The following is a 26,034-nucleotide window of genomic DNA, read 5'->3' as shown; positions in this document are numbered from 1 at the left end:
ACCGCGCGATTCGTGTCCCGGGCGTGTCCGGTGTCACCCGTGCTTCGGGTGAGGCGCGTTGTCCACCAGGCCCTTGACCCAGCTCAGCGTCCACTGCGTGGCTGTCTCCCCGTTCTCCACCCAGAACTGCGGGGTGTTGTACAGGGCGTGCACCGGTCCGGCCGCGCTGCCGGTCAGTGTCTCCAGAGTCTTGGGCAGGTTGAAGATCGAGAACGCCTCCTCGGGCGCCGAGCAGATCAGATCGCCCTTGCCGCAGATCTGGTTGGTCCGGTCGTCGAGCGCCCCGAAGCCGCCCTGGCGCGGACCCGTCATCGTCAGGCCCATCCCGGACAGCACCGACAAGTCGTGCAACGTGATCTCGGCGCCCTGGCCGGGTGGGTTCGGGCCCACGTCCTGACCGACGCCGAGCTGGCGGCGGCCATCGGCGATCAACGTCACGCCCAGCACCAGATCCTCGTCCACCGGGCCGCGCCCGTTGCCGATGTCGCTGGCCAGGTCCCCACCGATCACCGCGCCCTGCGAAAACCCGGCGATCACATAGCTGGTCAGCGGGCACCGGTCGTTCATGTCCGTCATCGCCTTCACCGCGGCGCGCTTCCCCTCGGCGCGACTGTCGTCGTAGGACATCTGATTGTCGGCGGAGAACGGATTATGGAACTGCGCGGTGTAGGGCACCGTGTACACCTCGAGGCGGTCCGTCCCGAACTGCTCGGCCATCGGCCGACTGATATTGCTCATCAGCGACAGCGGGAACTGCGTCGGGTTGAACGGGTCGTCCACCGGTGACGACTCCCAGGTACCGGGGATCGAGAGCAACATGACGTCGGGACAGTCGGCGGACTGGAACTCCGGACGCGGCTTACGCGTCGCCGACGGGCCCGGCACCCCGGCCGGGGGCTGGGCCGACGGCGGTCCCGACGGCGTCTCGGGACGACGCATCACGATCACCACGATCGTCACCACCAACACCACGACGAGTGCCATCGCCGCGGCCGCGATCAGGGCCAGGATGCGATGCCGCTTCCTGCGGCCGGCATTTTTTGCCATGGGTTACTCGGGCTCCTCGCGTGCGGTGCGGTGATCTGCGTCAGCAGAGATGTTCGGTGGCGATACGGATGTAGTCAGTGGCGGCGGCGTCGATCTCATCGGGTGTCGGGCTCTCCGAGGAATGGGCGGCCCGGACATCGTCGCGTACCAACGGCAGGACGAAATCCCGCACGGCCTGGTCGTTGAGTCTGGCGGCGTGAGCCTGGCACACGTACGACCCGATCGACAGCGCCAACAGCTGACTGGACGGATTGATCCCGGTCCCCTTGAGCTCATCGAGATAAGTGCGCTGCTGCGACGTGACGGCCAGCTCACCGGGAAGACCCTCCTCGGGCGGCGCGGACGCCGCCTGCGGCTGAACCCCGTTCACCTGCGACGCGGTCTGTGCCAGCGGCGCCATGATGTCACCGCCCGCATCGCACGCGGTCAGCAACGACGCAGCGGACACCGCTACCACCAGGGTGGCCGACCGTACCGTGTGCTGCACGCCTCCACCGTACCGGCTGGTGAAAAGTGTCCAGGCGCAGCTGATTCTGGTCACAACGGCGGGCCGCCCGAACGACTACTTGATGGTCGCGACCAGTTCGCCCGACATATATGCCAGCTGCGGGGCCCAGCTACCCCAGTCATGCTGGCCGCCGGCCGGAATGTCAAAGTGCCCGTTGCCGCCGCCGACGGAGCGGTAATGCTGGTAGAAGGAACGGTTGCTGCCCTGCGCCAGATCGCAGACACCGATCATGGCGGCCGGATCGCTGCACGTCAGGGTGGCGGGGCTGTACACCCAGAGTCGGGTGTTCGAGTCCGCCAGCAACTGCACGTGCACGTCGGGGTCATGCCACTTCCAGCGGCCCAGCTGTGGGGCACCCCACATCCCGTAGCTGTCCACCCCGCCGAACTGCGCCATGCCGGCGGTGATCGCACCGTTGAGGGTGGTGGCCGACGGGGTCAGGAAGCCCGACAACGATCCGGCGAAGCGGAAGCGGTCCGGGTGGAACGCGGCCAGCGTCAGCGCGGCAGTACCGCCCTGCGAGGCGCCCACAACTCCGTGCCCGCCCGGGGCCAGGCCCTTGTTGGCGGCCAGCCAGTCCGGCAACTCGGCAGACAGGAAGGTCTCCCACTGCTTACTGCCGTCCTGCTCCCAGTTGGTGTACAGGCTGAACGCGCCGCCGGCCGGCGCCGCCACCGAGATACCTCGGCCGGCCAGCGTCGACATCGCATGACCGGCGTTGACCCAGTTGCTGACGTCCGGAGCCGCGTTGAACGCGTCGAGCAGGAAGACCGCGTGCGGGCCACCGCCCTGGAATGCCACCGGTATGTCGCGACCCATCGCCGCCGACGGAACCATCAGGTACTCGACACCATCGGCCCGGGCCGGCGCGGCCGTCGTCGCGGACATGGTCCACAGTCCGGCACCGAGCACCGGAGCCAGAAGCGCCAGCAGCATCGCCCGCATCAGACTCAACGCACGCCTCATCATCAACCTCTCCCGCTGCCAGCCGGACTCAAAAGTGCCCCCGCACACACAACCCGCGTTGTAGTGAACCACATCGACCTCACAGCCGGGCGGCAATCACCGGGCGCCAAACGGCTGACGGCGGCGACCCCGTTGGGGATCGCCGCCGTCAGGCGTCATACGCGTTAGGTCGCTACCCGCCGCCGGATCAGGCAGTCGGGGTGGCGCCCAGGACCCGCTGCAGGTCAGGCTTCATGGCCTGGACCTGCTGGCCCCAGTACGCCCAGTTGTGCGTACCGCTCTGCGGGAAGTTGAACACCGCGTTCTTGCCACCGGCAGCGATGTACTTCTCCTGGAACGTCGAGTTCGTGCGGCACACGAAGCCCTCGAGGAACTTGGCGGGCACATCGGCGCCACCCAGCTCGCCGGGCTTGCCGTTACCGCAGTAGACCCAGATACGAGTGCCGTTGTTGGCGATCGTCGCGACGTTCTCCGTCGGGTCGTTGGCCTTCCAGGCGTTGCCCGGGTCACCCGTCTTGCCCCACATGTCGTCGGCCTTGTAGCCGCCGGCGTCACCCATCGAGACACCGATCAGCATGGGCCACCAGCCCTCGGACGGGTTCAACGTGCCCGACAGCGAGGCTGCGTAGATGAACTGCTCCGGGTGGCGAGCCGCCAGCATCAGCGCCGCCGAACCGGCCATCGACAGACCGACCACAGCGCTACCGGTCGACTTCACGTCGCGGTTGGCCGCCAGCCAGGCAGGCAGCTCACTGGTCAGGAAGGTTTCCCACTTGTAGGTCTTGCAGCCACCGTCCTTGGTACCGCACGCCGGCTTGTACCAATCGGCGTAGAAGCTGGACTGGCCACCCACCGGCATCACAACCGAGATGCCCGAGTTCAGGAACCACTCGAACGTGGGCAGTTCGATGTCCCAACCGCTGTTGTCCTCACGGGCGCGCATACCGTCGAGCATGTACAGCGCGGGCGAACCCGGGCCGCCGCTCTGGAACTCGACCTTGATGTCACGTCCCATCGCTGCCGACGGAACTTCGAGGTACTCGACCGGCAAGCCGGGCCGAGACCATGCCCCAGCCGTCGCCGAGCCCCCTGCGACGCTCACCAAGCCCGGCAGCACGGCCGCTGCCGCGACTGCGACAGTCAGCCGGCGCGTCAGGCCGCGCATCTTCCCAACGAACTTCATACCGCTCCCTATCTGAATCTCTTCTTCGTATTCCGCACATCGATGTCAGGACCGACGTAAGCGGCTCACGTGCCCGTGTAGTCAACCACACGATTACGTGATGCTTCTCTTCCACAGTTGTCGTCCCTGATCACCCCTCAGCCGTTGATGGTCGCGATCAGGTCTGGTTTCAATGCCTGCAATTGAGCCGCCCAACAGGGAAAGATCTCCAGGCTGCCGGTGCTCATCGCAGGGTTGGGGCCGGACCTCACGTCGAGGCCGATGGCACCGTTCGGCCCGTAGCACACCGACGGTGACACGGCACACGCCGAAAGCTCCCGTGTGAGGAACGTCTCCGATATATAGGTACAGGCCTGCTCGACCGGCAGCCCCGCACGGGAGGAGGTCAGCATGGTTTCTCGTACCGTCCGTTCAAGATCGATCTCGCAGGCTCGTCTGGGTATCGACCCGGGCCTACCGAGCGTTACCGAACGCACAGATCTTGCTGAAACCGACTTGGTAAATACTTGGTGCCGGACCCGGCAGCTGGCTAGGGCCCGGTCGCTGGCATCCCGGTATACGGCGGGTTCTTCGGCTCGGGGACCGGCAGGCCACACCGCTTCAATTCATAGAGCGGCACGCGGTCGATCCGGTACTTGGTGAACTCGTACGCGTGCGTCAGGTTGGACAGGAACCGCCGCGGGCTCATCTCCCCGCGCACCGAGTTCAGCATCGACTCGGTGGCCGGGCAGCCGAGTGCGACCTCGGCCTGCGAGATCCATTCCTCGTCCAGGTAGGCCGGGATGTACGGCCGGGTCTTGAGGAACGGCCCTTCGGCGACGGCCCAGTCCGGGAACAGGTTCTTGTCGTGGCCGATGCGGCCGTCGGTCAGCCGTTGGGTGTGCATCGCCAGCGGATTCGTCAGACCGATCTGATCGATCACCCGTACGTCGAGCCCGACGTTCATGCCCAGCATGCCCATGTTGGTGAAGAACACGGTGTGCGGGGTTTCCAACGCCTGACGGGCCGCCGGGGTGAGATCGGCCGGCGGCGGATAGGCGGGGACGACGTCCCACTGGTCATAGTTGCCGGACGGCAACAGCAACGCCCCGTCCGGGGTGTTGTTGATCGCGGTCAGCACCGCACGCATGCGCGGATAGTCCAGGTAGTCGGCGGCGGTCAGCGGGTGCGCATGGCCGGTGGCCTGCGAATAGAACCGGCGTTCGTCGACGATGCCGGTGTAGGTGACGCGGGTGCCGTCGGCCCCCAGACCCGAAGAGTTCGCGGCCCAGATCGACCAGCCCACCACCGAGGCCCACAGCACGCTGGTGGCCGCGGCCAGCAGATAACCCGTCTCGCGGGTGAACCTGGTGCCGTCCGGCAGCACGACCGGAATGACCGAGATGGGCATCAGCATGCAGAACAGCGGCGTCAGCAACACCCGGCCGTGCATGAAGTCGCCACCCTGCCGTACCCAGTAGATGCCCTGCAGCAACCCGCTGGCGAACATGAAAAGCACTACCGCAGCCGGGCTTTGGACGGTGCGGGCCAGCCAGCCGTACCCGCGGGGCACCTGATGGCGCACCCACCACGGCCGGGTCCTCGTGGTCAGCAGAACCACCCCGAGCGCAGCGAGCAGCAGCACCGGCACCCACAGCAGATATGGGTTGTTGAAATTGCTCAGATAGGTGAAGCCCTGGGACCATTTGGCGCCCGAGGCGTCCTTGGCCACCGCGGTGCCCGGCACGATCAGCGCGTAGTAACCCATCCGGAAAATTTGGTAGGCGACCGGGAGAAGTCCGCCGGCCACCACGATGAGGACCCGGCGCCGCCAGCCGCGGGCCGCGATCAGCATCATGACCAGTACGCCGCCGCCGATCAACGCCAACTCGGGGCGGATCAGCACGCTCAGCCCGGCGACGGCGGCCAGCGTCCCGTCGAAGAGTCGGCCCTTCGGGGTCGCGCGCAGGGCCTGTGACCAGCACACCAGCATCCACCACAGCAGGCCCAGATAGGCCAGAACCAAACCGTTTTCGAGCCCGGAGGTGGCGAAGTCGCGGGCCGGCGGGACGGCGATGTAGACCAGCGCGCCGGCGGGCAGCAGCAGGGCCCGGCGACCCTGCAGGCTCGGGGCGTACAACCGCCCGGTGCCGAGCATCGCCAGCACGACACCGAGCACGCTCAGCGTCAGTGCAAGGGCCAGCGCCACGTACTCCATCCGGACCGGACCGCCGAGCCACGCGCCCAGAGTGACCAGATAGGTCCATGCAGTGGAGGTGTTGGCCTCGATCCGTTCACCTGCATTGAAGACCGGGCCGTTGCCCGCCAACAGGTTTCGCACGGTCCGCAACACGATCAGGCCGTCGTCGGCGATCCAGCGGCGCTGCCAGGCGCCCCAGCCGAACAGGCCGGCCACCACGACCACGCTCACCCACAGGCTGATCCGCACCGTGACGTCGTACGGAAACACCGGCCACCGCGCCAACCGGGCACCCACGCCGCCGGCCAGGCGGCGCAGAATGATCCGGTCAGTTGAAGTAGATGGCTGCACCGATGGTTCCGATCCAGGCCAGGAACAGGATCTGCAGAACTCTGTCTTTCAGCGCAATCTCCTCGGGCTCACCGGCGATGCCACCATCGATGTCCACCGCATAGCGCAGGATCGCGATGGTGAACGGAACCATCGTGATCGCGTACCACGATGCGTCCTGGCCGTCGAGCCCCAGAGCGTCATTGGCGCTGTCGCGCCCGAACGCCCACAGGCCGTAGCAGAGCACCATCGCGGTGGCCGACAACGTCCACACGAAACGCAGGTAGCTGCTCGTGTAACTCTCCAGCGACTTGCGGATCTTGGCACCCGTGCGCTCAGCCAATTGCAGCTCGGCGAACCGCTTTCCGGCCGCCATGAACAGCGAGCCGAAGGCCATCACCAACAGGAACCACTGCGACAACGGGATATCGGCGGCCACGCCACCGGCGATGGCGCGGAGCAGGAAGCCCGAGGACACGATGCAGATGTCGAGCACAGCCTGGTGTTTGAGCCCGAAGCAGTAGGCGAGCTGGATGGCGATGTACACCGCCATCACCAGTGCCAGATTCGGTGTCAACAGCCACGAGATGCCCAGCGAGGCCAGCGCGAGCACGGCGGCCAGCACGTAGGCCAGCGACTCCGGCACCACGCCGGCAGCGATGGGACGGAACCGTTTCGTGGGATGGGCCCGGTCGGCCTCGACGTCTCGGGCGTCGTTGACCAGATAGATCGACGATGCCGCCAGACAGAACACCACGAACGCGATCGACACCTTGTAGGCAAGGTCGGCGTAGTTGTACTCGATGCCGCTGCCGACCGCAGCCAGCGGCGCGGCCAGCACGAGCAGGTTCTTGATCCACTGCCGCGGACGGATCGCCTTGATCAGACCGGTAGCCAGATTCTTGGGCGGCCCGAGCTCCGGGGGCGCTTCCTCACTCATTTGGCCACCGTCTCCTTCGGCCCGACACCGGCAGTTTTTCCGACCACAGAACCCACGAGCGTCCCGACAGCCACGCCGGTGACCACGTCGCTCGGGTAGTGAACACCCAACACCAGACGTGACAGTGCCATGGGCACCACCAACGCCGCCCGCACCGGCAGACCCGTCGTCCGGGCCAGCAGCACCGCGGCCGCAGCAGTCGAGGTGGCATGTGCCGAGGGGAAACTCAACCGGCTCGGGGTCCCGACGTTCACAGCGATGTCAGGGTGATGCGGCCGCTCACGGCGGACCACCCGCTTGATCAGTACCGCGGCGGCATGGGCCAGGAATGCTCCGGCGCCGACCGCCAACCAGGACCTGCGCTTGGCCGGCTGGGCCAGCGCACCCGCGGCCGAGACCGCGAGCCAACCCAGGCTGTGCTCGCCGAAATGCGACAGCGCACGGGCGCCGCTCAGCACGCCCGGCCGGGTGGCCAGGGCAGACTGCACGGCAACCAACACGGCGTCCTCGCCGCGCGGGGCATCGGTCATGTCAGTTTTTCTCCGGCGACTCGGTCAGCAACACCGTCTCCCACTTCTGGGTGCTGGTCAGCACCGGCAGCGCCTCACGATAGACCTTGCGCATCCGGTCGAACTGCCGGACCACACGCATCTGCTGGCGCAGCGAGGTGCGCAGCAACCCGAACATCTTGGCCCGGTCCCGCTGCCGGTACACCACACCACGCCCATCGGCGGTGGTGACGGTGACCCCGTCGGCCCGGCACAGGGAGAACCAGCGGGCGTCCTGGGTCGCCACGTTGACCTGCGGCCGGATGTGGGTTTCCGGATCGTGCCGGCGCAGTTGGTGGACCGCGCCGCGGGCGAGGTTCACCAGGATGGCCGGCTTGGAGACCGGGATGCCGATCTTCCTGCGCTTGAGATCGGAAGCCGGCGGCAGTTCGGTGGCGCCGGGCAACACGACGGCGTCGGGGAACTGCTTACGCATCTTGTGGACGTCGGGCAGGGCCGATTCCAGGATGGAGAAGATGTGCTCAGGGCCGGCCAGGAAGTCCTCCATGGCCTGGTTCTGGATCGCGACCGTCGAATACTCAAGGCACAGCAGGTGCTTGAACGTGGCCTTGAGGTGGCTGGCCATCAACCCCCGGACATCGCCGTCCCAGTGGATCGCGGAGATCACCAGCCGGTTGCGCAGGTGGAAGTAGGCCTGCCAGTCGATGGCGTCGTCCTTGTCGCTCCAGGCCATGTGCCAGATTGCCGCGCCCGGCAGGGTGACCGTGCGGTAGCCGTGCTCGGCCGCCCGCAGGCCGTATTCGACGTCGTCCCATTTGATGAACAGCGGCAGCGGCTGCCCGAGCTCCTCGGCCACCTGCCGCGGGATCATGCACATCCACCAGCCGTTGAAGTCCACGTCGATCCGGCGGTGCAGCAGCTTGCTGCGGTCGGATTCGGTGTCGTCCAGCGCGTACGTGGCGAAGTCGTGGTCGTATTCGGCATTGGGGGCCGCCGACCACATGAAGTTCGCCCGGTCGACCATCTCGCCCATGATGTGCAGGTGTGACGGCTCCTGCAGGTTGAGCATCTGCCCGCCGACCAAGATGGGTTCCTTGGCGAACCGGTTCATGGCCAGGGCGCGCAGGATCGAATCGGGTTCGATGCGGATGTCGTCGTCCATGAACAGGATCTGTTCACAGTCGGTGTTCTTCAGCGCCTCGTACATCACCCGGCTGTAGCCGCCGGAGCCACCGAGGTTGGGCTGGTTGTGGATGGTGAGCCGCTTGCCCAGTGCGGCGGCGGCGGCCTCGAAGCCTGGGTGATCCTTGGCCTTGCTGGTGCCCTGATCGGACACGATGACCGCACTGACCACCTCGTCCACCAACGGATCCGAGGTCAGCGCGGCGAGCGCGTTGACGCAGTCCGAGGGACGGTTGAAGGTCGGGATGCCGACGGCGATGTTGGCCCGTCCCGGCGCGGGCGACGGGGCGTACCAACCGGCACTGTGGACCCGCACCGCGGTGTTGCTGGTGATGTCGAACCAGATCCAGCCGCCGTCCTCGAAGGGGGTGAGGTCGATCTCGAACTCGACGGCGGCGGGGCCGCCCATGGATTCAGTGGCCGGTTCCACGGTCTCGCTGGAGACAGGGGCGCCGCCGACGGTGATCCGCGCGCCGGTGGCCTTGGACCGGTAGACGTCGACGCGGGCGGAGCCGGTGAGTTCGACGCGCAGCACCACCGTCTTCAGGGTGGACCAGCGCCGCCAGTAGCTGGCCGGGAACGCGTTGAAGTAGGTCGCGAACGAGATCCCGGATTCGGCGGCGACCTCGAGGGTCGTGCGGGTCGGCGCATGCGCCCGACGGGCGTTGGTCGTGTCTTCGACGAGATAGAGCTTGCGGACGTCCAGTGGCTCACCCGGTCGCGGCAGGATTACCCGGGCCAGCAGACTGACCGCCCTGGACTCTCCGGCGTCCAGTGCGCCGGAAGGGATGTCACTCATGCGTTGCTGCTTTCCTTGTCGTTCTGCTCGGTCACCAGCGGCGCACCGTCAGCCAGGTGCGGTGCCAGGGTGTTGTCGTACATGTTCAGCGCACTGGCGATGGCCATATGCATGTCGAGGTACTGGTAGGTGCCCAGCCTGCCGCCGAAAAGCACCTTCGCCGAGGCGGTTTCGGCCTTGGCGCGGGCCCGGTAGGAGGCCAGCAGGGTGCGGTCCGCCTCGGTGTTGATCGGGTAGTACGGCTCGTCGTTCTCTTCGGCGAATCGCGAGTATTCGCGCATGATCACCGTCTTGTCGGCCGGGTAGTCCCGCTCGGGATGGAAATGCCGGAACTCGTGGATGCGGGTGTAGTCCACGTCGGCGTCGTTGTAATTCATCACCGGGGTGCCCTGAAAGTCACCGGTATCGAGCACCTCAAGATCGAAATCCAGTGTGCGCCAACCCAGCCGGCCCTCGGAGTAGTCGAAGTAGCGGTCCAGCGGACCGGTGTACACGACCGGGGCATCGGGGTTGACCGCCCGCAGTTCGTCGCGGACGTCGAACCAGTCGGTGTCCAGCCGCACCTCGATGCGGTCGTCGGCGGCCATTTTCTCCAGCCAGGCGGTGTAGCCGTCGACCGGCAGGCCCTCGTAGGCATCGTTGAAATACCGGTTGTCGAACGTGTAGCGCACCGGCAGCCGGGTGATGTTGGCTGCCGGCAGTTCCTTCGGATCGGTCTGCCACTGCTTGGCGGTGTAGGCCTTGACGAACGCCTCGTACAGCGGACGCCCGATCAGCGAGATTGCCTTCTCCTCGAAGTTGGCCGCCTCATGCCCGGCGATCTCGCTGGCCTGCTCCTTGATCAGGGCGCGCGCCTCGTCCGGGGTGAAGTACCGGCCGAAGAACTGCGAGACCAGGCCCAGGCCCATCGGGAACTGGTAGGCCTGCCCGTCATGCATTGCGAAGACGCGGTGCTGGTAGCCGGTGAAGTCGGTGAACTGCCGCACGTAGTCCCACACCCGCTGGTTGGACGTGTGGAACAGGTGCGCCCCGTACTTGTGGACCTCGATACCGGTCTGCGGTTCAGCTTCCGAGTAGGCGTTGCCGCCCAAATGGGGGCGCCGTTCGATAACAAGGACACGCTTGCCCAGTTGCGTCGCTGCGCGCTCAGCGATCGTCAGCCCGAAGAACCCGGAACCGACGATGAATAAGTCGAAATGGCCGCTGGACTGGTCTGTAGCGACCCGAGGAGATAAGGACGTCATCGGCAGCCAGGGTATCCGACCGCGCCCCTGTGCCCCGAATTCGGCAAGGGCCCAGGTCGCAATTCGCTCACGATTCAATATCGTCACTTCAGACACACCAGTAACAGCTTTAACATCGATCTCGTCGGCATTCATGGACTTCACGCCAACGGGTCCGGAGTACCGACGAAGCAAGAGGAGAGCATCCACCTGCAATCCGCAGTGCAGTCCTTGGCTGCAAACATATTGAGGAGACTTCCGTGCCGAACCGCCGTCGACGCAAGCTCTCGACAGCCATGAGCGCAGTCGCCGCAGTGGCAGTCGCAAGTCCAGTCGCCCTAGTTGCCGTGTCGCAGCTTTCCCCCGCGCCCCAGGAGCGCGAGTTCACCCAGGCCGCGCTGGTCACCGACCTCCCGGGCGAACTGATGTCCGCACTCTCGCAGGGCCTGTCCCAGTTCGGCATCAACCTGCCGCCGATGCCCATGCTCGGCGGCACCTCGCCGACGCCGACGCTCGGCTCGCCGACCCTGACCTCGCCCGGTCTGATGTCGCCGGGGCTGACGTCGCCGGGGCTGACCGCGCCAGGCCTGACCGACCCGGGTCTCACGTCGCCCGGCCTCACCTCGCCCGGCCTCACCTCGCCGGGACTCACCTCTCCGGGACTCACCTCTCCGGGCCTGACGTCCCCTGAAGCCGGGCTGACCAGCCCCAACGGCCTGTCGCCGAGCTTGACCTCGCCGACGGCCGGGCTTCCGGCCGCACCCGGCGGGCTGACCAACCCGGCGCTCACCCCGCCGACGGCCGGCTCGCTCACCAACCCGGCGCTGACGCCGGCCGGTGCCGCGCCGGGCGGGTTGACCACCATGCCGGCTGGACTGGGCGGTGGGGGTCTGACCTCGCCGACGGGCCTCGACCCGTCGCTGTCCGGCGGCCTCGGCGGCCTGCCGGGCGAGGTGCCCATCTCGGCTCCGATCGGGCTGGATCCCAGCGCCGGCACCTACCCGCTCCTGGGCGCCGACCCGTCGCTGGCCGCGATGCCCGCGACCAGCAGCGGCGGCGGCGGACTGTTCGGCGACCTGTCGAGCGCAGCTCAGCAGCTCGGCGCCGGCCAGGCCATCGACCTGCTCAAGGGCATGGTCATGCCGGCGATCACCTCGGCGATGAAGCCGCCGGTGCCCGCGCCGGCCCCGCTCCCGGTGCCGCCGCCCGCGTAAGTCAAGACACGAATAGAAGAACGGCACCGCAGAAGCTATCGGCTCTGCGGTGCCGTTGCGTCCGGCGCTTGAATCCAAGTTGCGCAAAATGCGACGCGTGGGCCGTGTCGAATCATTCGTAACACCAGACCCATACGTAACATCAGTCCGTGCAGTCCCGCCGATCCGCGCCGTCGATTCTCTTCACCGCACTCGCGGCGACGGTCATGATCGTGCCGTGGGCCATCTCCGGAACCGATTCCGGCGAACAACATGACCCAGCCGACACTGCGCCGAAGCTCACACAGCAACCACTCGATAATCTCGCGGTCGGCGAGAGCATCCGCGAGATCCATCAGGACAGCCCGTTCTCGATGGTTGCGCTCACCTCACCGGACCTGCGCGGCACCTCCGCCCGGGTCCGCGCCCGCCAGGACGACGGCAGCTGGGGCCCCTGGTACCAGGCCGAGAACCTCGACGGGGTCGGTGCCGACACTCCCGGCCCGCGCGGCACCGAACCGGTGTTCGTCGGCCGCACCAACACCGTGCAGATCGCCGTCACCCGCGCACCCCAGGCACCTGCCCCGCCACCGCGCGGGAAGACCGGTCCGGCCAAACCGAAGCTCGGCTACGTGCCGGCCAACGTCGAAGCACCCATCGGCCAGAACGTCACCGCGGTGCTGATCAGCCCGCCCCAATCCCCCGTCGACGTCGGACCACTGCCGACCGCCGCCATCAACCCCGGCCAACCACCGACCATCATCGGTCGTGCACAGTGGGGCGCCGACGAATCGATGCGATGCGGAAACCCCGTCTACGACAAGGGCATCCGTGCCGGCATCGTGCACCACACGGCGGGTAGCAACGACTACGCCCCCGAGGACTCGGCCGGCATCGTCCGTTCGATCTACGAGTACCACACCCGCGAGCTGGGCTGGTGCGACATCGCCTACAACTCCCTGGTCGACAAGTACGGCCAGGTGTTCGAGGGCCGTGCAGGAGGCATGGACAAACCCGTCGAGGGATCGCACACCGGCGGCTTCAACATCGACACCTGGGGTGTGGCGATGCTGGGCGACTTCGATGTCGTGCCACCCACCGAGATCCAGGTGCGCAACACCGCGCGTCTGCTGGGCTGGCGCCTCGGTCTCGATCACATCGACCCGCACGGGACCGTCGTGCTCACCTCCGCCGGCGGGTCGTTCACCCATTTCCCCCGCGGAGCCACCCCGACGCTGCCGACGATCTTCACCCACCGCGATGTCGGTATCACCGACTGCCCCGGAAACGCGGCCTACGCCCAGATGGACACCATCCGCAACATCGCTGCCAGCTTCAACCGGCCCCCCGGCCCCGAGGACCTGGCCGAGCGGATGCGCGGCGGCGCGATCTATGCCCGCTGGCAGGCTGCAGGCGGACCGGCCGGCATGCTCGGTAACCCGACCTCTCCCGAGACCACCGGTGAAGGGGCCACCCGTTACGCCACCTTCGAGCGCGGCGCCGTGTACTGGTCACCGGTCAGCGGTGCACAACCGGTCAGCGGCGCCATCTACGAGGCCTGGGGAGGGCTGGGCTTCGAGCGTGGAGTCCTGGGCCTGCCGACCAGTTCCGAAATCCCCGAGCCGCTGTGGATCGTGCAGAACTTCCAGCACGGAACGTTGAATTTCGACCGCGAGAAAGGCACCGTCACCCGCGTCGTCGACGGTGTGCCGGTGGAACTGCCCCCGCCGTCACCCGAACAGCAGCCGGTGCAACTGGAGCGTTTCACCCCGATCACCTGACCGGTCAGGACCACCAGCGTTCAAGTACCCGGGCCACCCCGTCCTCGGCGTTGGTCACGGTGACCTCGTCGGCGGCGGCCAACGCGTCGGAGTGGGCATTTCCCATCGCCACACCGCGCCCGGCCCAGCTCAGCATCGGCACGTCATTGGGCATGTCGCCGAAGGTGACGACATCGGCCGCGGTGAACCCCAGCGGGGCGGCCAGCTCCTCCACACCGGTGGCCTTGCTGATGCCCAGCGGCAGCACCTCGATCAGACCATTGTTGGTCGAATACGTGATATCGCCCTGCAAGCCAACATGTTTGAGTAGCTCCGCCGCCATGTCGGCGCTGCGTGCACCGGCCATTCGGATCAGCAGCTTGACCGCGGGAGCGCTGAGGAGATCCTCGACCGACACCTCGGTGTTGTCCGGGTTGAGCCAGGCATGCTCATAGCCCGGCGAACTGACGAACTGCGGGGTCACCGCGTCGTGCGCCGAGGCGCCCACCCGTTCGACCGCCAGCCCCGCGCCGGGGATCACCCGCGTGGCGATCTCGGCGAGCTCACCAAGCGCCTCGGGTGACAGCGTGCGCGTCGACACGATGCGGTCGGTGGCCGGGTCGTAGATCACCGCACCGTTGGCGCACACCGCCATCGGCGCCATGCCCAGTCCATCGACGACCGGCGCGATCCACCGGGGCGGCCGCCCGGTGGCCAGGACGAACGTCGCCCCGGCCTCCACCGCGGCCCGTACCGCCGCCCGCGTGCGCGGCGTGACCTTCTCGTCCTCGTCGAGCAGCGTTCCGTCCACGTCGGTGGCGATCAACCCCGGCGTCCACTCGGCACCCGTCACGTTCTCCCCGTCGCTTCATCTTCGGCACGCTTACGCGCACGTTCGGCCAGTTCCACCTCGTCGAGCCGCCTGGCCTGCGCAGGCGTCGGCGCGCTTCCACCCAGCCGGTGGGGAACCCAGTACGCCCCGGCCGGCGCGGGGTAGCCCCGTTGAGCCTGGTCCAGCAGGGTTGACATCCGGGCTCGCAACAAGGCATTGACCTGGTCCACCGAACCGGTCGCCACAAGCGGTTCGCCCACCACCACGGTCACTGGAATCTTCTTGTGCCCCAGCGACTTCGGATGGTCCTTGGTCCAGATGCGCTGGGCACCCCAGACGATCAGCGGGACGATCGGCACCCCGGCCTCCTGCGCCATGCGCGCCGCACCGGTCTTGAACTCCTTGAGTTCGAAGCTACGACTGATCGTGGCCTCCGGATACACCCCGACCAGCTCGCCGTGACGCAGCGAGTCCACCGCCGCGGAGTAGGCGTCGGCTCCCGCCCTGCGATCCACCGGAATCGCACCGGTGTGCCTGATCAGGTAGTTGACGATCTTCACCTGCCCCATCTCGGCCTTCAACATGAAGCGCATCCGACGGCCACGTTCGGTGGCGGCCAGCGCGGCAGGCAAAAAGTCGACGTAGCCGGTGTGATTGATGGCGATGACGGCGCCGCCGGTGACCGGAAGGTTGTCCAACCCAGAGAAGGTGATCCGGGTTCCGGTGGCCCTGACCGCGAGCCCGGCGGCAATCTCCAAACTTCGGAAAACCGGTTCCATACGGTGGGTTACTCCGGCGCCCCGGTGGGCTCGGAAGGTCCGGCCTCAGCTCTCCTGGCCGCCTTCTCGGCGGCCTCGTCGGCGTCCATCCGGTTGGCCTCGGCCAGCGTCGGGGCCGAACCACCGAGCCGGTGCGGCACCCAGAACTCACCGGGCGGGTACGGCCCGTAGGCGTCCTGCACCTGCGCCAGCAGATGCTGCATGCGCGAATGCAGCAGCGCCGTGAGCTCGGGCGCGGGCAGCGTCGGCTGGATCGGCTCGCCGACGGCGATCGTGATCGGCACCTTGGGCCGGTACAGGTTCTTCGGATGGCCCTTGGTCCAGATCCGCTGCGCACCCCACACGATGTGCGGAATGATCGGTACCCCGGCCTCGATCGCCATCCGCGCTGCGCCGGACTTGAAGTCCTTGATCTCGAAGCTGCGGCTGATCGTCGCCTCCGGGTACACCCCGACCAGTTCACCGGCCTTGAGGTAGTCCACCGCGGACTCGAAAGAGGCCGCTCCGCTGCCCCGATCCACCTCGATGTGGCGCAGGCTGCGCATGATCGGGCCGCCGACCTTGTTGTCGAAGACTTCCTTCTTTGCCATGAACCGCACCTTGCGGCCCTTCTTCTGCAGGTAGGCGGGCAAGCCGGCGAAGGTGAAGTCGAAGTAGCCGGTGTGGTTGATGGCCACTACCGCTCCGCCGGTGACCGGGATGTTCTCCACCCCGGTCACGGTGAACTTCAGCCCCTGCAGACGCCAGGCCAGCCGAGCGATTTGTATGACAGTCCCGTACACCGGTTCCACGTGCCCAGCCTAATCCCAGCCCCAGTCGGCGCATCACTCAACTCGGGCTAGGCTGGGCGCGCATCGAAGTACTCCACCGAAAGGCTGTTTGTGCAGGTCACAAGTGTCGGGCATGCCGGCTTCCTGATCGAGACCAAGGCCGGCAGCATTCTGTGCGACCCCTGGGTCAACCCCGCGTACTTCGCCTCGTGGTTCCCGTTCCCCGACAACACGAAGTTGGACTGGGCGACTCTCGGTGACGTCGACTACCTCTACGTCTCGCATCTGCACAAGGACCACTTCGACCCGGAGAACCTGCGCCGCCACGTCAACAAGGACGCCGTGGTGCTGCTGCCCGACTTCCCGGTGCCCGACCTGCAACGTGAACTCGAGGCACTGGGCTTCCACCGGTTCTTCGAGACCACCGATTCGGTCAAACACACCGTCAGCGGCCCCAAAGGCGACCTCGATGTAATGATCGTCGCGCTGCGCGCACCGGCCGACGGCCCGATCGGCGATTCAGGCCTGGTGGTCGACGACGGGGAGACCGTCGTCTTCAACATGAACGACGCGCGGCCCGTCGACCTTGACATGTTGCACGCCGACTTCGGCCAGATCGACGTGCACATGCTGCAGTTCTCGGGGGCCATCTGGTACCCGATGGTCTACGACATGCCGGCCCGGGCCAAAGAGGCCTTCGGCATCCAGAAGCGACAGCGTCAGATGGACCGCTGCCGCCAGTACATCGCCCAGGTCGGGGCGACCTGGGTGATCCCGTCGGCCGGCCCCCCGTGCTTCCTGGATCCCGAACTGCGTGATCTCAACGACGACCACGACGATCCGGCGAACATCTTCCCCGACCAGGTGGTGTTCCTCGACCAGATGCGCCGCCACGGCCGCGACGGTGGCCTGCTGATGATCCCCGGCAGCACCGCCGATTTCACCGGTTCCCAACTCAATTCACTGGCCCACCCGGTGGAGGACCCCGAGACGATCTTCACCACCGGCAAGGCCGCCTACATCGAGGACTTCGCGCAACGCATGGCCCCGGTGCTGGCCGCAGAGAAGGCTTCGTGGGCGCCGGCGGCAGGCGAACCCCTGCTGCCCGGACTGCGGGCGCTGTTCGAGCCGATCATGAGCCAGACCGACCAGATCTGCGACGGCATCGGCTACCCGGTGGAGTTGCGGCTGTCCGGCCCCGATCACAGCGAGACCGTGGTCCTGGACTTCCCGAAAAGACTTGTCCGCGAACCGATCGCGGATGAGAAGTTCCGCTACGGCTTCGCGATCCCACCCGAGTTGGTGCGTACCGTGCTACGCGACAACGAACCCGACTGGGTCAACACCATCTTCCTGTCCACCCGGTTCAAGGCGTGGCGCGTGGGCGGCTACAACGAGTACCTGTACACGTTCTTCAAATGCCTCACCGATGAGCGCATCGCCTACGCCGACGGCTGGTTCGCCGAAGCCCACGACGACACCTCGTCGATCACCCTCGACGGCTGGGAGATCCAGCGGCGCTGCCCGCACCTGAAGGCCGACCTGTCGAAATTCGGTGTGGTGGAAGGCAACACCCTCACCTGCAACCTGCACGGCTGGCAGTGGAACCTGGAGAACGGCAAGTGCCTGACCACCAAGGGCCACGAATTGCGGTGCAGCAAGTCATGACCTCCCCGCGTCAGTACTACGACGATGGCATGATCCAACTGGATCGCGAGGCGATCACGTTGCGCCGCTACCACTTCCCGTCGGGAACGTCGAAGGTGATCCCGCTGCGGTCGATCACCGGATACGAGGCCACCCCGCTGGGGTTGTGGATGCAGCGCTTCCGGTTGTGGGGCAGCACCGACCTGCGTCGCTGGCTGCCGCTGGATGTGCACCGTCCGCTGCGGTCGACGCTGATCACCCTCGACGTGCCGGGCACGTATCCGAAGCCCGCGTTCACCCCGGCCCGACCGGACGAGTTCGTCGCCCGGCTGCAGGAGTTGCTGGGCGACTAGCGCGCCGAGACCACCTGCCGCAGTTCGGAAGCCGCGCTGGAAGCGCTGTCGTACACGCGAACGATGGCCTCGTCTCCCGGCTTGAGGTAGGTGGACTCGCCCAGCGGGGTGTACCGGGTGGCACCGATGCCGATCAGCACATTCTCGGGATGACCGCTGGCCACCATCAACGCGCCGACATCTTCCAGCGGCGTATCGGCCGAGCCCTTCTGGTTGGCCAACCGCTCGGCGATCCAGTCCAGCAGCACCTCGCCGTAGTACGAATAGCCCACCAGAGGTGAATCCACCCCGTAAGCCTGCTGCCGGCCGCCGTCCTCCCTCAGATAACAGACCAGCCGCATGGTGGCGGTCGGACCGTCCGGGGTGAGGTCACTGATCTCGAAGAATTGCGGTGCAACACCTTTGGAGGCCGGGCCCCAGTTCTTCTTGTGGCTGATCTTGGGTGCACCCGGCCTGCGGATCGAGCAGTCGTTGAAGGCACCCAGGGCAAACGGCTCGAGCCTGACCACGGTGTCGCCGTTCCACACCACGTGGCAGGCCACTCCGACCTCAGGCTCGATCTGGAGGTTGAGCGGACCGTCAACCTCCCCGGCCGCCGGCAGCACGATGGCATCGCTGGACAACGGGAACTCGCCCAAAAAATCGTCCCGACCGGGGGCGTACCACGGGAAGATGCCTTTGGGTGCATACCCTTCGGTCACGACCTTGACGAAATCCCCGGCCTCACCGGCCTGTTCGAGGTGCCCCGCGAAGTTACCGGCCACGCCGAAGCCGAACCAGTTGCGCAATTCGGCAAGGTCGATGTCGATCATGGCTGCAACCCTACTGTGGCCGCGACAAGCCGGTAACAAGTCGCACTTAAGTCGCCGGTACCAGGCTGTGCTCCACGCGTGCCGATCCGCGCCGGATCAGCCGAACCCGAGGAGTATCCCGTGCCGACAACCACCACAACCACCAGCGCCTCACCTCGTCGCGCGGGCGATCCCGCCCCGGACCTGCTGGGTATCACGGCGGCTCACCGCGTGATGCTGGCCGACCTGCTCCGCCTGAGCGATCTGGCCGCCGCGGTGCGCGACCGGGATGTGATCTGCACACCCGGCCGGGCCCGGTCCATCTCCCGATACATCGAGTCGTTGTGTGATTCCATCCACCATCACCACACCACCGAGGACGCCGCGCTGTGGCCCGTGATCCAGGCCAGTGTCGGCGACCATGTGGATCTGAGCGAGCTGATCGAGGACCACACTGCGCTGGCCCCCCGGTTGGACCAGCTGCGGGCCCGGGCCGCGGCGTTCCGGCTGTCGATGGGTGACCGCCATATCGCCGGCCTGATGGCCATCGAACTGACCGAACTGGCGGCCCTGCTCACCGAGCACATCAACGACGAGGAGATGGAGGTGTTCCCGCTGATCACCGAACACGTCTCGGTGGCCGACTGGGCGACGGTGGAGAAAGCCGCTCGGGCCGGCCGGATGTCGTTCGACGCTCCGCGCGCAGCGGCGGTGATGACCGACGACGAGCGGGCAGAATCGGCACAGCACAACGGGATCGGACTGCGGATCCTGCTGGTCGGGTTGACGGCGCTGTACCGGCGCCGGGAGCGGGCCGTGTTCGGTGCCGCCGGTGTCAGTCGATGAAGCGCTGCGCTTCGACCGCCAGCCGATCCCGCAGCACCGAGGCGGCCTCCCGGTATCCGCGCCCCTGGTCCGGCCGGCCCAGCACATCGGCAGCGGCGGCCAGTGCTTCGTCGACCGGGCCCACCATCAGCCCGTCGACACCGAGCCCGGCGATACGCCCGGAATACGGCTGCAGGTCGGACGCTCGGGCCTCGGCCTCCGCGATATCGCCGAGCGCCACCGCCGCGTTGACGCGCAGCACGGTGAACGGCAGCCAGAAGTACGCCCGTTCGATCGGCTGCCGGTCCCGCCACAGTTCGCGAGCCTCGGCCTCGCGGCCCCGCGCGATCAACGCGAGCACTGCGGCGTCCAGCGCGGCCACCGACACCTCCCGGTAGAAGAACACCAACTCGTCGGCCAGGACACCGAGGTCTCCGAGGCAGAACTCGCCCGTCACCCGGCCCACCATCGCCAGCTTGGCCCCGTTGGCGGCACCGTTTTCGACCATGCGCGCCGCCAGATCGGTGTAGGCGCCCACCGCCTCGTCCAATCGCGCGGCCAACAGATACATCCGGGCCCGGAACAGTCCCAGCACCCCTAGAAGGTGGACAAGCTGCCCGGTCCCGGCCCGGGCCACCGCGATATCGACATGCCGTTTCGCGGTCGCCAGATCGGACCGGTGACCGGCTGCCAGCGACAGCATCCAGTGCGCCACCGCCTGATAGTCGGCCTGCTCGGTGACCTCCGCGGTCTGCAGCAGTTCGGCGGCGGTCGCGTCGCGTTCGCCGTCGAGGTCCGGTCCCAGTGCGCAGTAGGCCCGCACGTTGAGCGCGGTACACAGCAACCGGCCCGAGGATGCCGGGTCCTCGGCGTAGGCGTGTCGGGCCAACTCGAGCAGTTCCGTGCTGGCGGCCAGTGCCCCCTCCGGATCCGTGCCCTCCAACTCCACGTACAGCGCCTTGAGCAGCCTGATCCGTTCGGCCACAGTGACTTTCGCCTGACTGCCGTCCAGCAACCCGCGCAGCAGGCCGATCATCTGCGCATCGGATTCGTCGTACTCACGGTCCCGCCACACCAGCGGAGTGTCCCACGCCGTGAGTACCTGAACCATCAGATCGTCACGCGACGTCCCGGTCGGCAACTGCAGCGCAGCCTTCAACTCGATGCGCGCGGCCACGGCGTCTCCGGACTGCGCCAGTGCGGAGATCAGCCCGCACCGGGCGTCGATCTCGCGCTCCAGGCTCCCGGCACTGGGCCGCAACCGGCGACTGGCCGCCAACTCCAGCATCTGCACAGCGGCACGCCATTGTCTGGCGGCTTCGGCGTGCGCGCCCACCGAGTCCGCCTCGCGGGCTGCCGCGGTCGCGAAATCGGTGGCGGCCAAAGCAGTTTCTGCTGTCGCCGATGCGACTGCATGGTGCGCGAGGGCGGCCGGGTCTACCGAACGGCCGGGTGCGTTCAGCAGTTCCAGCGCGGCACCGTGCAAACGGGACCGCCGCAGCTTCGAGGTGTCCTCGTAGAGGGTGTCGCGAACCAGTGAATGGGCGAACCTCAATCGGCCCGGCGCAGGCTCGTCGAGCAGGCCGAGCAGGACGGCCGGTTCCAGCGCGTCGAGCAAATCCTCGGGGTCGTTGCGACCCAGTTCTGCGAGCAGGTCGACGTCGATGTCGCGGCCCAGCACAGCGGCTTGACGCAGCGCGGTGACCGTCGGGCCAGGCAGCCGGGCCACCCTGCGGCGCAATACATCTCGAACCCCAACGGGTACCGATGCCCACACCGCATCGGACCCTTCGGCAACCATCAGCCGGGCCAGTTCGCGGACGAACAACGGGTTACCACCGGTCCGCTCACGCAGCAGTCGCAGCGCCTCGCCGCTGGCGGCAGTCAGCCCGCAATCCGCAGCCAGCGCAGCGGTGGCCGCCGCGTCGAGACCGTCGAGAGTCAGATGCGCCGCGGTGTGCACCGCCAGCGCCGCCCGGGCCACCTCGAGTTCACCGCGGTCCTCCGATGGGCGATAGGTGCCGATGACCAACACCGGAAGGTCCTTGATCCGGTCGGCGACCAGTCGCAGGAGCTCCAATGTCAGGCCGTCGGTGCGGTGCAGGTCGTCGAGGACGACGGCCAGCGGTTGGCTTCCGGCGACCGCGCTCAACACGTCGGCCACCGCATGCCCCAACCAGAACGTGCCCGGCTCGACCGCTGCGACGTCGTGCAGCAACGGAGCCAGCGCCTGCCTCCCGTCGTCCACCGGGGTCCCGGCGTCCAGCAGCTCACGCAGCACTTCTGTCCACGCCCATCCCGCCGGGGCACCGTGGACCTCCGGGCAACGGCCGAGCACGGTGCGCCAGCCCGCGGTGCGCAAGCGGGCCGTCGCGGCTGCAGCCAGGGTGGTCTTGCCGGATCCGGCTTCTCCCCCGATCCACAGCACCGCGCTGCCGCCCGCGGCGACAGTGCTTGCTGCAACGTCTATTTCGGCAAGTTCGTCGGCCCGGCCGTGGGCCGCCGTCGCGGCCCGGCCGCGGGCGGACAGTTCAGCACCGTCGGGCCCGACGACCTCCGGTATCACCGGCTGCAGCGGTCGGGACGGCTCCAAATGGTCGGCCTGACGCAGGATGTCGCGCTCGAGGTCGCGCAGCGCCCGGCCCGGCTCCAGGCCGAGCTCGTCGACCAGGTGGTCCCGGGTGCGCCGCAACACCTCCAGCGCGTCGGTCTGGCGTCCGGCCCGATACAGCGCCGTCGCCAGCACCGCAGCGGCGCCCTCCCGGTCCGGACGCGCACCGACGTGTCGTTCCAGTGCGGCGATGGCGGTGCTGTACCGGCCCAACTCCACCAGCGCGGCGGCCCGTGCTTCCACGGCAGCCAACCGGAGTTCGGTCAGCCGGGCGACCTCCGGTGCCGCCCACAACACATCGCCCGCCCCGGCGAACGGATCTCCCGACCAGTCGGCCAGCGCCTCGTCGAGCAGACCCACGCGCCGCTGCGGATCCGATTCCTCATACGCTGCAGTGACTTTCGCGTCGAACCGCCAGGAATCGACGGAGTCCACCGGTAGCCGCAGGCAGTATCCGGGTGCCGCGCTGACCAGGATGCGGGCCGGGGCCCGACGCTGGCGCCCCGGCTCCAGCGCCCGCCGCAGATGCGAGACGTAGACCTGCAGCGCCGACAACGCCTTGGGCGGTGGCTCGCCCTCCCACAGATCGTCGATGAGCCGGTCGACCGACACCGTATGGCCATGCGCGGCAACCAAACGCGCCAGCAGGGCGCGCTGCAGCCGCGCACCCAGATCCACCGGATCGTCACCGATCCACGCCTGTACCGGGCCGAGCACTCTCACCCGCACCGGGTCATCCGCAGTCATGGCCGCGGTGCGTTACTTACCGGGGTTCCAGCACCGGGGTGCCGACGAACGGCACCAGCGCTTCGGGAACCTGCACACTGCCATCAGGTTGCTGATGGTTCTCCAGAATGGCGACCAGCCAGCGGGTCGTGGCCAGCGTGCCGTTGAGCGTGGCCGCGATCTGCGGCTTGCCGTTCTCGTCGCGATAGCGGGTGGACAACCGTCGTGCCTGGAACGTCGTGCAGTTGGAGGTGGAGGTGAGTTCCCGGTAGGTCTGCTGGGTGGGCACCCACGCCTCACAGTCGTACTTGCGTGCCGCCGAGGATCCGAGATCGCCTGCGGCGACGTCGATCACCCGGTACGGCACGTCGATCGCCGCCAGCATCTGGCGCTGCCAACCGAGCAGCTTCTGGTGCTCGGCCTCGGCGTCCTGGGGTTTGCAGTAGATGAACCCCTCGACCTTGTCGAACTGATGCACCCGAATGATGCCGCGGGTGTCCTTGCCGTAGCTGCCGGCCTCGCGCCGGAAACATGACGACCAGGCGGCATACCGCTTCGGCCCCGCGGACAGGTCCAGGATCTCGTCGGAGTGGTAGCCCGCCAGCGGCACTTCCGAGGTGCCGACCAGGTACAGGTCGTCGGCTTCCAGTCGGTAGATCTCGTCGGCGTGCGCACCGAGGAATCCGGTGCCCGCCATGACTTCCGGACGCACCAGCACCGGCGGGATCATCAGGGTGAACCCGTTTTGGACGGCCACCTGGGTGGCCAACTGCAGCAGGCCCAGCTGCAGCAGCGCACCGGCGCCGGTGAGGAAGTAGAAGCGCGAACCCGACACCTTGGCGCCGCGTTCCATGTCGATCAGCCCGAGCGCCTCGCCCAGCTCGAGGTGGTCCTTGGGGTCTTCGATCGCCCGCGGCTCGCCGACGGTGTCGAGCACCACGAAGTCGTCCTCGCCGCCGGCCGGCACACCATCGATGATCACGTTGCCGATCGCCATGTGGGCGGCGACGAAGGCGCTCTCGGCCTCGGCCTGGGCCACCTCGGCAGACTTGACCTGTTCGGCCAGGTCCTTGGCTTGTTGCAGCAGGGCCGGACGCTCCTCGGGGGTCGCTTTACCCACGAGTTTGCTGGCGGACTTCTGTTCGGCACGCAGGTTGTCGGCCGTCGAGATCGCCGCCCGCCGCGCCGTATCGGCCTGCAACAGGGCATCGACGCGCGCCGGGTCCTCCCCGCGGGCCCGTTGCGACGCACGGACGGAGTCGGGATTCTCCCGTAGCAGCTTGAGGTCGATCACGGGCGCAACCCTACTTTTTGAAGTGCGGCGACGTACATCTGAGGTGGTCGATGAGGCGGTGTCGACCGAGAGCGACAGCCGCAGGGCACAACCTCGCAACTTTACAACTGCATCACTTGCCACAGGGGCTGACACGCCTGTCACAATGGAGTGCAATGTTGGAAGCACCCGAGCACCCCGAACACCCCGAACCCGGGGGCCTGCTCGCCGAGCCTCTGCCGGACGAACAATCCGGGCAGGAACGCTGGTGGCAGAGTCTGGCGGCCGCGTCGACGCGACGTGCGCTGCTGTTGACCGCCCTCGGCGCGCTGCTCATCGCCGGCCTGATCACCGCGTTGCCCCGGAGCGAGGGATCCAGCTCCGCGCCGGGCGCGATCGCCCTCGGGCCCCGCGGCAACGACACCTTCAACCACGTCAAACGTGGCGACTGCCTGAACTGGCCCGGGCGTAACCCCGACGCCGCACGCATCGTGGACTGCAAGGACAACCACCGCTTCGAGGTCGCCCAGGCCGTCGACATGCGCACCTTCCCCGGCAGCGAGTACGGACCGGGCGCGCCGCCGCCGTCGGTGGACCGGATCAAGCAGATCAGCCAGGAGCAGTGCACGCCGTCGGCCCGTGGCTACCTGGGTCCCAAGTACGACCCGAACGGCAAATACACCATCGGCCTGCTGTGGTCGGGCGAAAAGGCCTGGAAGCAGTCCGGTGAGCGGCGCATGTTGTGCGGGCTGCAACTCCTCGGCCCCGGCGACAGCCAGTTGGAGTCGGCGGGCAAGGTGGCCGACGTCGATCAATCGAAGGTCTGGGCCGCGGGCACCTGCCTCGGTATCGACGCCGTGAGCAACCAGCCCACCGACGTCCCGGTCGATTGCGCGGCGCCGCACGCCATGGAGGTCACCGGAGCGGTCAACCTCGCCGAGAAGTTCCCGGGCGGACTGCCGTCGGAGGGCGACCAGGACAACTTCATCAAGGACGCGTGCACTGCGCAGACCGATGCCTACCTGGCCCCGGTCCAGTTGCGCACCACCACGCTGGCGCTGAGCTACAGCACGATCTCACTGCCTAGTTGGTCGGCGGGCAGCCGCCAGGTGTCGTGCAGCATCGGCGCCACACTGGGCAACGGTGGCTGGTCGACACTGGTCAACAGCGCCAAGGGCCCCCTGATGATCAACGGTCAGCCCCCGGTCGCACCGCCCGACATCCCGGAGGAGCGGCTGAACATGCCGCCCATCCCGATGCCCGACGTCGACGAGTCCTCGTCGTCCGGTTCGTCCTCGTCGTCGGGTTCGTCCTCGTCGTCGGGATCCGGTTCGTCCGGATCGGGCTCCTCGAGTTCGTCGGGGTCCGGGTCCTCGGGTTCGTCCGGTTCCTCGGGGTCCTCGTCGAGCGGTCAGCACCTGCCGCAGGCCTCGACCACCGCGGCACCGGCTCCCGAGCAGGCCAACACCTTCAACCCGCCGCCCCCTGAGCAGGCCCCGGCCCCGGCGCCCGAGCAGGCTCCGGCCCCGGCTCCTGCTCCCGATGGCGCAGCACCCCCGGCCGGGCCGCCTCCGGGTGAGCCTGCCCCCGTTCCGCCGGCGCCGTAGC

At 67.6% G+C, this 26,034-nt stretch carries 22 protein-coding genes; 6 read left to right on the top strand and 16 right to left on the bottom strand.

Translation table 11 applies throughout. The features are described 5' to 3' along the window. Positions 1 to 33 precede the first annotated feature (33 nt). From culp6 to glf, 10 genes are all read right to left on the bottom strand, one after another. Positions 34 to 1,047 (bottom strand): carboxylesterase Culp6, encoded by a 1,014-nt coding sequence (gene culp6 / locus JOF57_RS26810; RefSeq protein WP_209922189.1) that lies wholly within the window; start codon positions 1,045 to 1,047, stop codon positions 34 to 36. Between the two features lie 40 nt (positions 1,048 to 1,087). After that, a complete protein-coding gene (locus tag JOF57_RS26805; protein ID WP_209922187.1) occupies positions 1,088 to 1,534 on the bottom strand; it encodes a hypothetical protein in 447 nt (148 codons plus the stop codon). A gap of 75 nt (positions 1,535 to 1,609) precedes the next feature. Then, entirely contained in the window at positions 1,610 to 2,521 is a 912-nt protein-coding gene (locus tag JOF57_RS26800) for an alpha/beta hydrolase-fold protein (RefSeq protein ID WP_209923761.1), read from the bottom strand. Positions 2,522 to 2,708: 187 nt separating this feature from the next. Further along, on the bottom strand, positions 2,709 to 3,704 hold the full coding sequence (locus JOF57_RS26795; protein ID WP_209922186.1) for an esterase family protein: 996 nt from the start codon (positions 3,702 to 3,704) through the stop codon (positions 2,709 to 2,711). A gap of 137 nt (positions 3,705 to 3,841) precedes the next feature. Next, entirely contained in the window at positions 3,842 to 4,096 is a 255-nt protein-coding gene (locus JOF57_RS26790) for a hypothetical protein (RefSeq protein ID WP_209922184.1), read from the bottom strand. Positions 4,097 to 4,233: 137 nt separating this feature from the next. Beyond that, positions 4,234 to 6,234, bottom strand: coding sequence for a terminal beta-(1->2)-arabinofuranosyltransferase (zomB, locus tag JOF57_RS26785; protein ID WP_407666610.1), 2,001 nt, complete (start codon positions 6,232 to 6,234; stop codon positions 4,234 to 4,236). Further along, the gene (locus JOF57_RS26780) at positions 6,212 to 7,153 is read right to left on the bottom strand and encodes a decaprenyl-phosphate phosphoribosyltransferase (protein ID WP_209922182.1); all 942 of its coding nucleotides are present in this window, start codon (positions 7,151 to 7,153) and stop codon (positions 6,212 to 6,214) included. Before JOF57_RS26780 ends, zomB begins: the two co-directional genes overlap by 23 nt. Beyond that, positions 7,150 to 7,683, bottom strand: coding sequence for a phosphatase PAP2 family protein (locus tag JOF57_RS26775; protein ID WP_209922180.1), 534 nt, complete (start codon positions 7,681 to 7,683; stop codon positions 7,150 to 7,152). The genes JOF57_RS26780 and JOF57_RS26775 overlap by 4 nt, the downstream gene beginning before the upstream one ends. A 1-nt stretch (position 7,684) precedes the next feature. Continuing rightward, a complete protein-coding gene (locus JOF57_RS26770; RefSeq protein WP_209922178.1) occupies positions 7,685 to 9,643 on the bottom strand; it encodes a glycosyltransferase in 1,959 nt (652 codons plus the stop codon). Continuing rightward, positions 9,640 to 10,887: a UDP-galactopyranose mutase gene (gene glf, locus JOF57_RS26765; protein WP_209922176.1), complete on the bottom strand. Its 1,248-nt coding sequence runs from the start codon at positions 10,885 to 10,887 to the stop codon at positions 9,640 to 9,642. The genes JOF57_RS26770 and glf overlap by 4 nt, the downstream gene beginning before the upstream one ends. Before the next feature lie 239 nt (positions 10,888 to 11,126). Here glf and JOF57_RS26760 point away from each other — a divergent pair, with 239 nt between their 5' ends. Continuing rightward, on the top strand, positions 11,127 to 12,080 hold the full coding sequence (locus JOF57_RS26760; protein WP_209922174.1) for a hypothetical protein: 954 nt from the start codon (positions 11,127 to 11,129) through the stop codon (positions 12,078 to 12,080). A 149-nt stretch (positions 12,081 to 12,229) separates the two neighbouring features. Next, positions 12,230 to 13,840, top strand: a complete 1,611-nt coding sequence (locus JOF57_RS26755; protein WP_209922172.1) for an N-acetylmuramoyl-L-alanine amidase — start codon at positions 12,230 to 12,232, stop codon at positions 13,838 to 13,840. A gap of 4 nt (positions 13,841 to 13,844) precedes the next feature. Here JOF57_RS26755 and JOF57_RS26750 read toward each other — a convergent pair whose 3' ends face one another. The 3 genes from JOF57_RS26750 to JOF57_RS26740 are packed head-to-tail and all read right to left on the bottom strand — an operon-like array spanning position 13,845 to position 16,221. Continuing rightward, on the bottom strand, positions 13,845 to 14,672 hold the full coding sequence (locus JOF57_RS26750) for an HAD family hydrolase (RefSeq protein WP_209922171.1): 828 nt from the start codon (positions 14,670 to 14,672) through the stop codon (positions 13,845 to 13,847). After that, positions 14,669 to 15,430 (bottom strand): lysophospholipid acyltransferase family protein, encoded by a 762-nt coding sequence (locus tag JOF57_RS26745; RefSeq protein ID WP_209922169.1) that lies wholly within the window; start codon positions 15,428 to 15,430, stop codon positions 14,669 to 14,671. The genes JOF57_RS26750 and JOF57_RS26745 overlap by 4 nt, the downstream gene beginning before the upstream one ends. A gap of 8 nt (positions 15,431 to 15,438) precedes the next feature. Beyond that, on the bottom strand, positions 15,439 to 16,221 hold the full coding sequence (locus tag JOF57_RS26740; protein WP_209922167.1) for a lysophospholipid acyltransferase family protein: 783 nt from the start codon (positions 16,219 to 16,221) through the stop codon (positions 15,439 to 15,441). Between the two features lie 90 nt (positions 16,222 to 16,311). Between JOF57_RS26740 and JOF57_RS26735 the strand changes: the two genes are divergently transcribed. Both JOF57_RS26735 and JOF57_RS26730 read left to right on the top strand, forming a co-directional pair. After that, a complete protein-coding gene (locus JOF57_RS26735; RefSeq protein ID WP_209922165.1) occupies positions 16,312 to 17,868 on the top strand; it encodes a Rieske 2Fe-2S domain-containing protein in 1,557 nt (518 codons plus the stop codon). Next, positions 17,865 to 18,200, top strand: a complete 336-nt coding sequence (locus JOF57_RS26730) for a hypothetical protein (protein WP_209922163.1) — start codon at positions 17,865 to 17,867, stop codon at positions 18,198 to 18,200. Before JOF57_RS26735 ends, JOF57_RS26730 begins: the two co-directional genes overlap by 4 nt. Here the strand turns inward: JOF57_RS26730 and JOF57_RS26725 are convergent. Beyond that, complete coding sequence (locus JOF57_RS26725) at positions 18,197 to 19,012, bottom strand: DUF5718 family protein (protein WP_209922161.1); 816 nt, start codon at positions 19,010 to 19,012, stop codon at positions 18,197 to 18,199. The two genes, JOF57_RS26730 and JOF57_RS26725, sit on opposite strands and share 4 nt — an antisense overlap. Before the next feature lie 120 nt (positions 19,013 to 19,132). Here JOF57_RS26725 and JOF57_RS26720 point away from each other — a divergent pair, with 120 nt between their 5' ends. Continuing rightward, on the top strand, positions 19,133 to 19,837 hold the full coding sequence (locus tag JOF57_RS26720) for a hemerythrin domain-containing protein (RefSeq protein WP_209922160.1): 705 nt from the start codon (positions 19,133 to 19,135) through the stop codon (positions 19,835 to 19,837). On the opposite strand, the gene JOF57_RS26715 is transcribed toward JOF57_RS26720, so the two are convergent. Together JOF57_RS26715 and serS are read right to left on the bottom strand one after the other, a co-directional pair. Then, on the bottom strand, positions 19,827 to 23,174 hold the full coding sequence (locus JOF57_RS26715) for an ATP-binding protein (protein ID WP_209922158.1): 3,348 nt from the start codon (positions 23,172 to 23,174) through the stop codon (positions 19,827 to 19,829). The genes JOF57_RS26720 and JOF57_RS26715 overlap by 11 nt on opposite strands. Before the next feature lie 16 nt (positions 23,175 to 23,190). After that, positions 23,191 to 24,447: a serine--tRNA ligase gene (serS, locus tag JOF57_RS26710; protein ID WP_209922156.1), complete on the bottom strand. Its 1,257-nt coding sequence runs from the start codon at positions 24,445 to 24,447 to the stop codon at positions 23,191 to 23,193. A 155-nt stretch (positions 24,448 to 24,602) separates the two neighbouring features. Between serS and JOF57_RS26705 the strand changes: the two genes are divergently transcribed. Further along, positions 24,603 to 26,033 carry a septum formation family protein gene (locus tag JOF57_RS26705; protein WP_209922154.1) on the top strand — a complete coding sequence of 477 codons (1,431 nt, stop codon included), beginning with the start codon at positions 24,603 to 24,605 and terminating at the stop codon, positions 26,031 to 26,033. The last annotated feature ends 1 nt before the right edge of the window (position 26,034 follow it).

This window comes from Mycolicibacterium lutetiense (genome assembly GCF_017876775.1).
GTDB lineage: Bacteria > Actinomycetota > Actinomycetes > Mycobacteriales > Mycobacteriaceae > Mycobacterium > Mycobacterium lutetiense.
Note: the sequence above shows the minus strand (reverse complement) of the source record. Positions and strands in the feature narration are given on the sequence as shown.

What these genes read in the sequence shown, in the direction of transcription:
- JOF57_RS26730 (WP_209922163.1), top strand. Translation starts at nt 17,865, where the DNA reads ATGACCTCCCCGCGTCAGTACTACGACGATGGCATGATCCAACTGGAT.
- glf (WP_209922176.1), bottom strand. Translation starts at nt 10,887, where the DNA reads ATGACGTCCTTATCTCCTCGGGTCGCTACAGACCAGTCCAGCGGCCAT.
- JOF57_RS26715 (WP_209922158.1), bottom strand. Translation starts at nt 23,174, where the DNA reads ATGACTGCGGATGACCCGGTGCGGGTGAGAGTGCTCGGCCCGGTACAG.
- JOF57_RS26745 (WP_209922169.1), bottom strand. Translation starts at nt 15,430, where the DNA reads ATGGAACCGGTTTTCCGAAGTTTGGAGATTGCCGCCGGGCTCGCGGTC.
- JOF57_RS26795 (WP_209922186.1), bottom strand. Translation starts at nt 3,704, where the DNA reads ATGAAGTTCGTTGGGAAGATGCGCGGCCTGACGCGCCGGCTGACTGTC.
- culp6 (WP_209922189.1), bottom strand. Translation starts at nt 1,047, where the DNA reads ATGGCAAAAAATGCCGGCCGCAGGAAGCGGCATCGCATCCTGGCCCTG.
- JOF57_RS26770 (WP_209922178.1), bottom strand. Translation starts at nt 9,643, where the DNA reads ATGAGTGACATCCCTTCCGGCGCACTGGACGCCGGAGAGTCCAGGGCG.
- JOF57_RS26725 (WP_209922161.1), bottom strand. Translation starts at nt 19,012, where the DNA reads ATGATCGACATCGACCTTGCCGAATTGCGCAACTGGTTCGGCTTCGGC.
- JOF57_RS26775 (WP_209922180.1), bottom strand. Translation starts at nt 7,683, where the DNA reads ATGACCGATGCCCCGCGCGGCGAGGACGCCGTGTTGGTTGCCGTGCAG.
- JOF57_RS26800 (WP_209923761.1), bottom strand. Translation starts at nt 2,521, where the DNA reads ATGAGGCGTGCGTTGAGTCTGATGCGGGCGATGCTGCTGGCGCTTCTG.
- JOF57_RS26705 (WP_209922154.1), top strand. Translation starts at nt 24,603, where the DNA reads ATGTTGGAAGCACCCGAGCACCCCGAACACCCCGAACCCGGGGGCCTG.
- JOF57_RS26780 (WP_209922182.1), bottom strand. Translation starts at nt 7,153, where the DNA reads ATGAGTGAGGAAGCGCCCCCGGAGCTCGGGCCGCCCAAGAATCTGGCT.
- JOF57_RS26790 (WP_209922184.1), bottom strand. Translation starts at nt 4,096, where the DNA reads ATGCTGACCTCCTCCCGTGCGGGGCTGCCGGTCGAGCAGGCCTGTACC.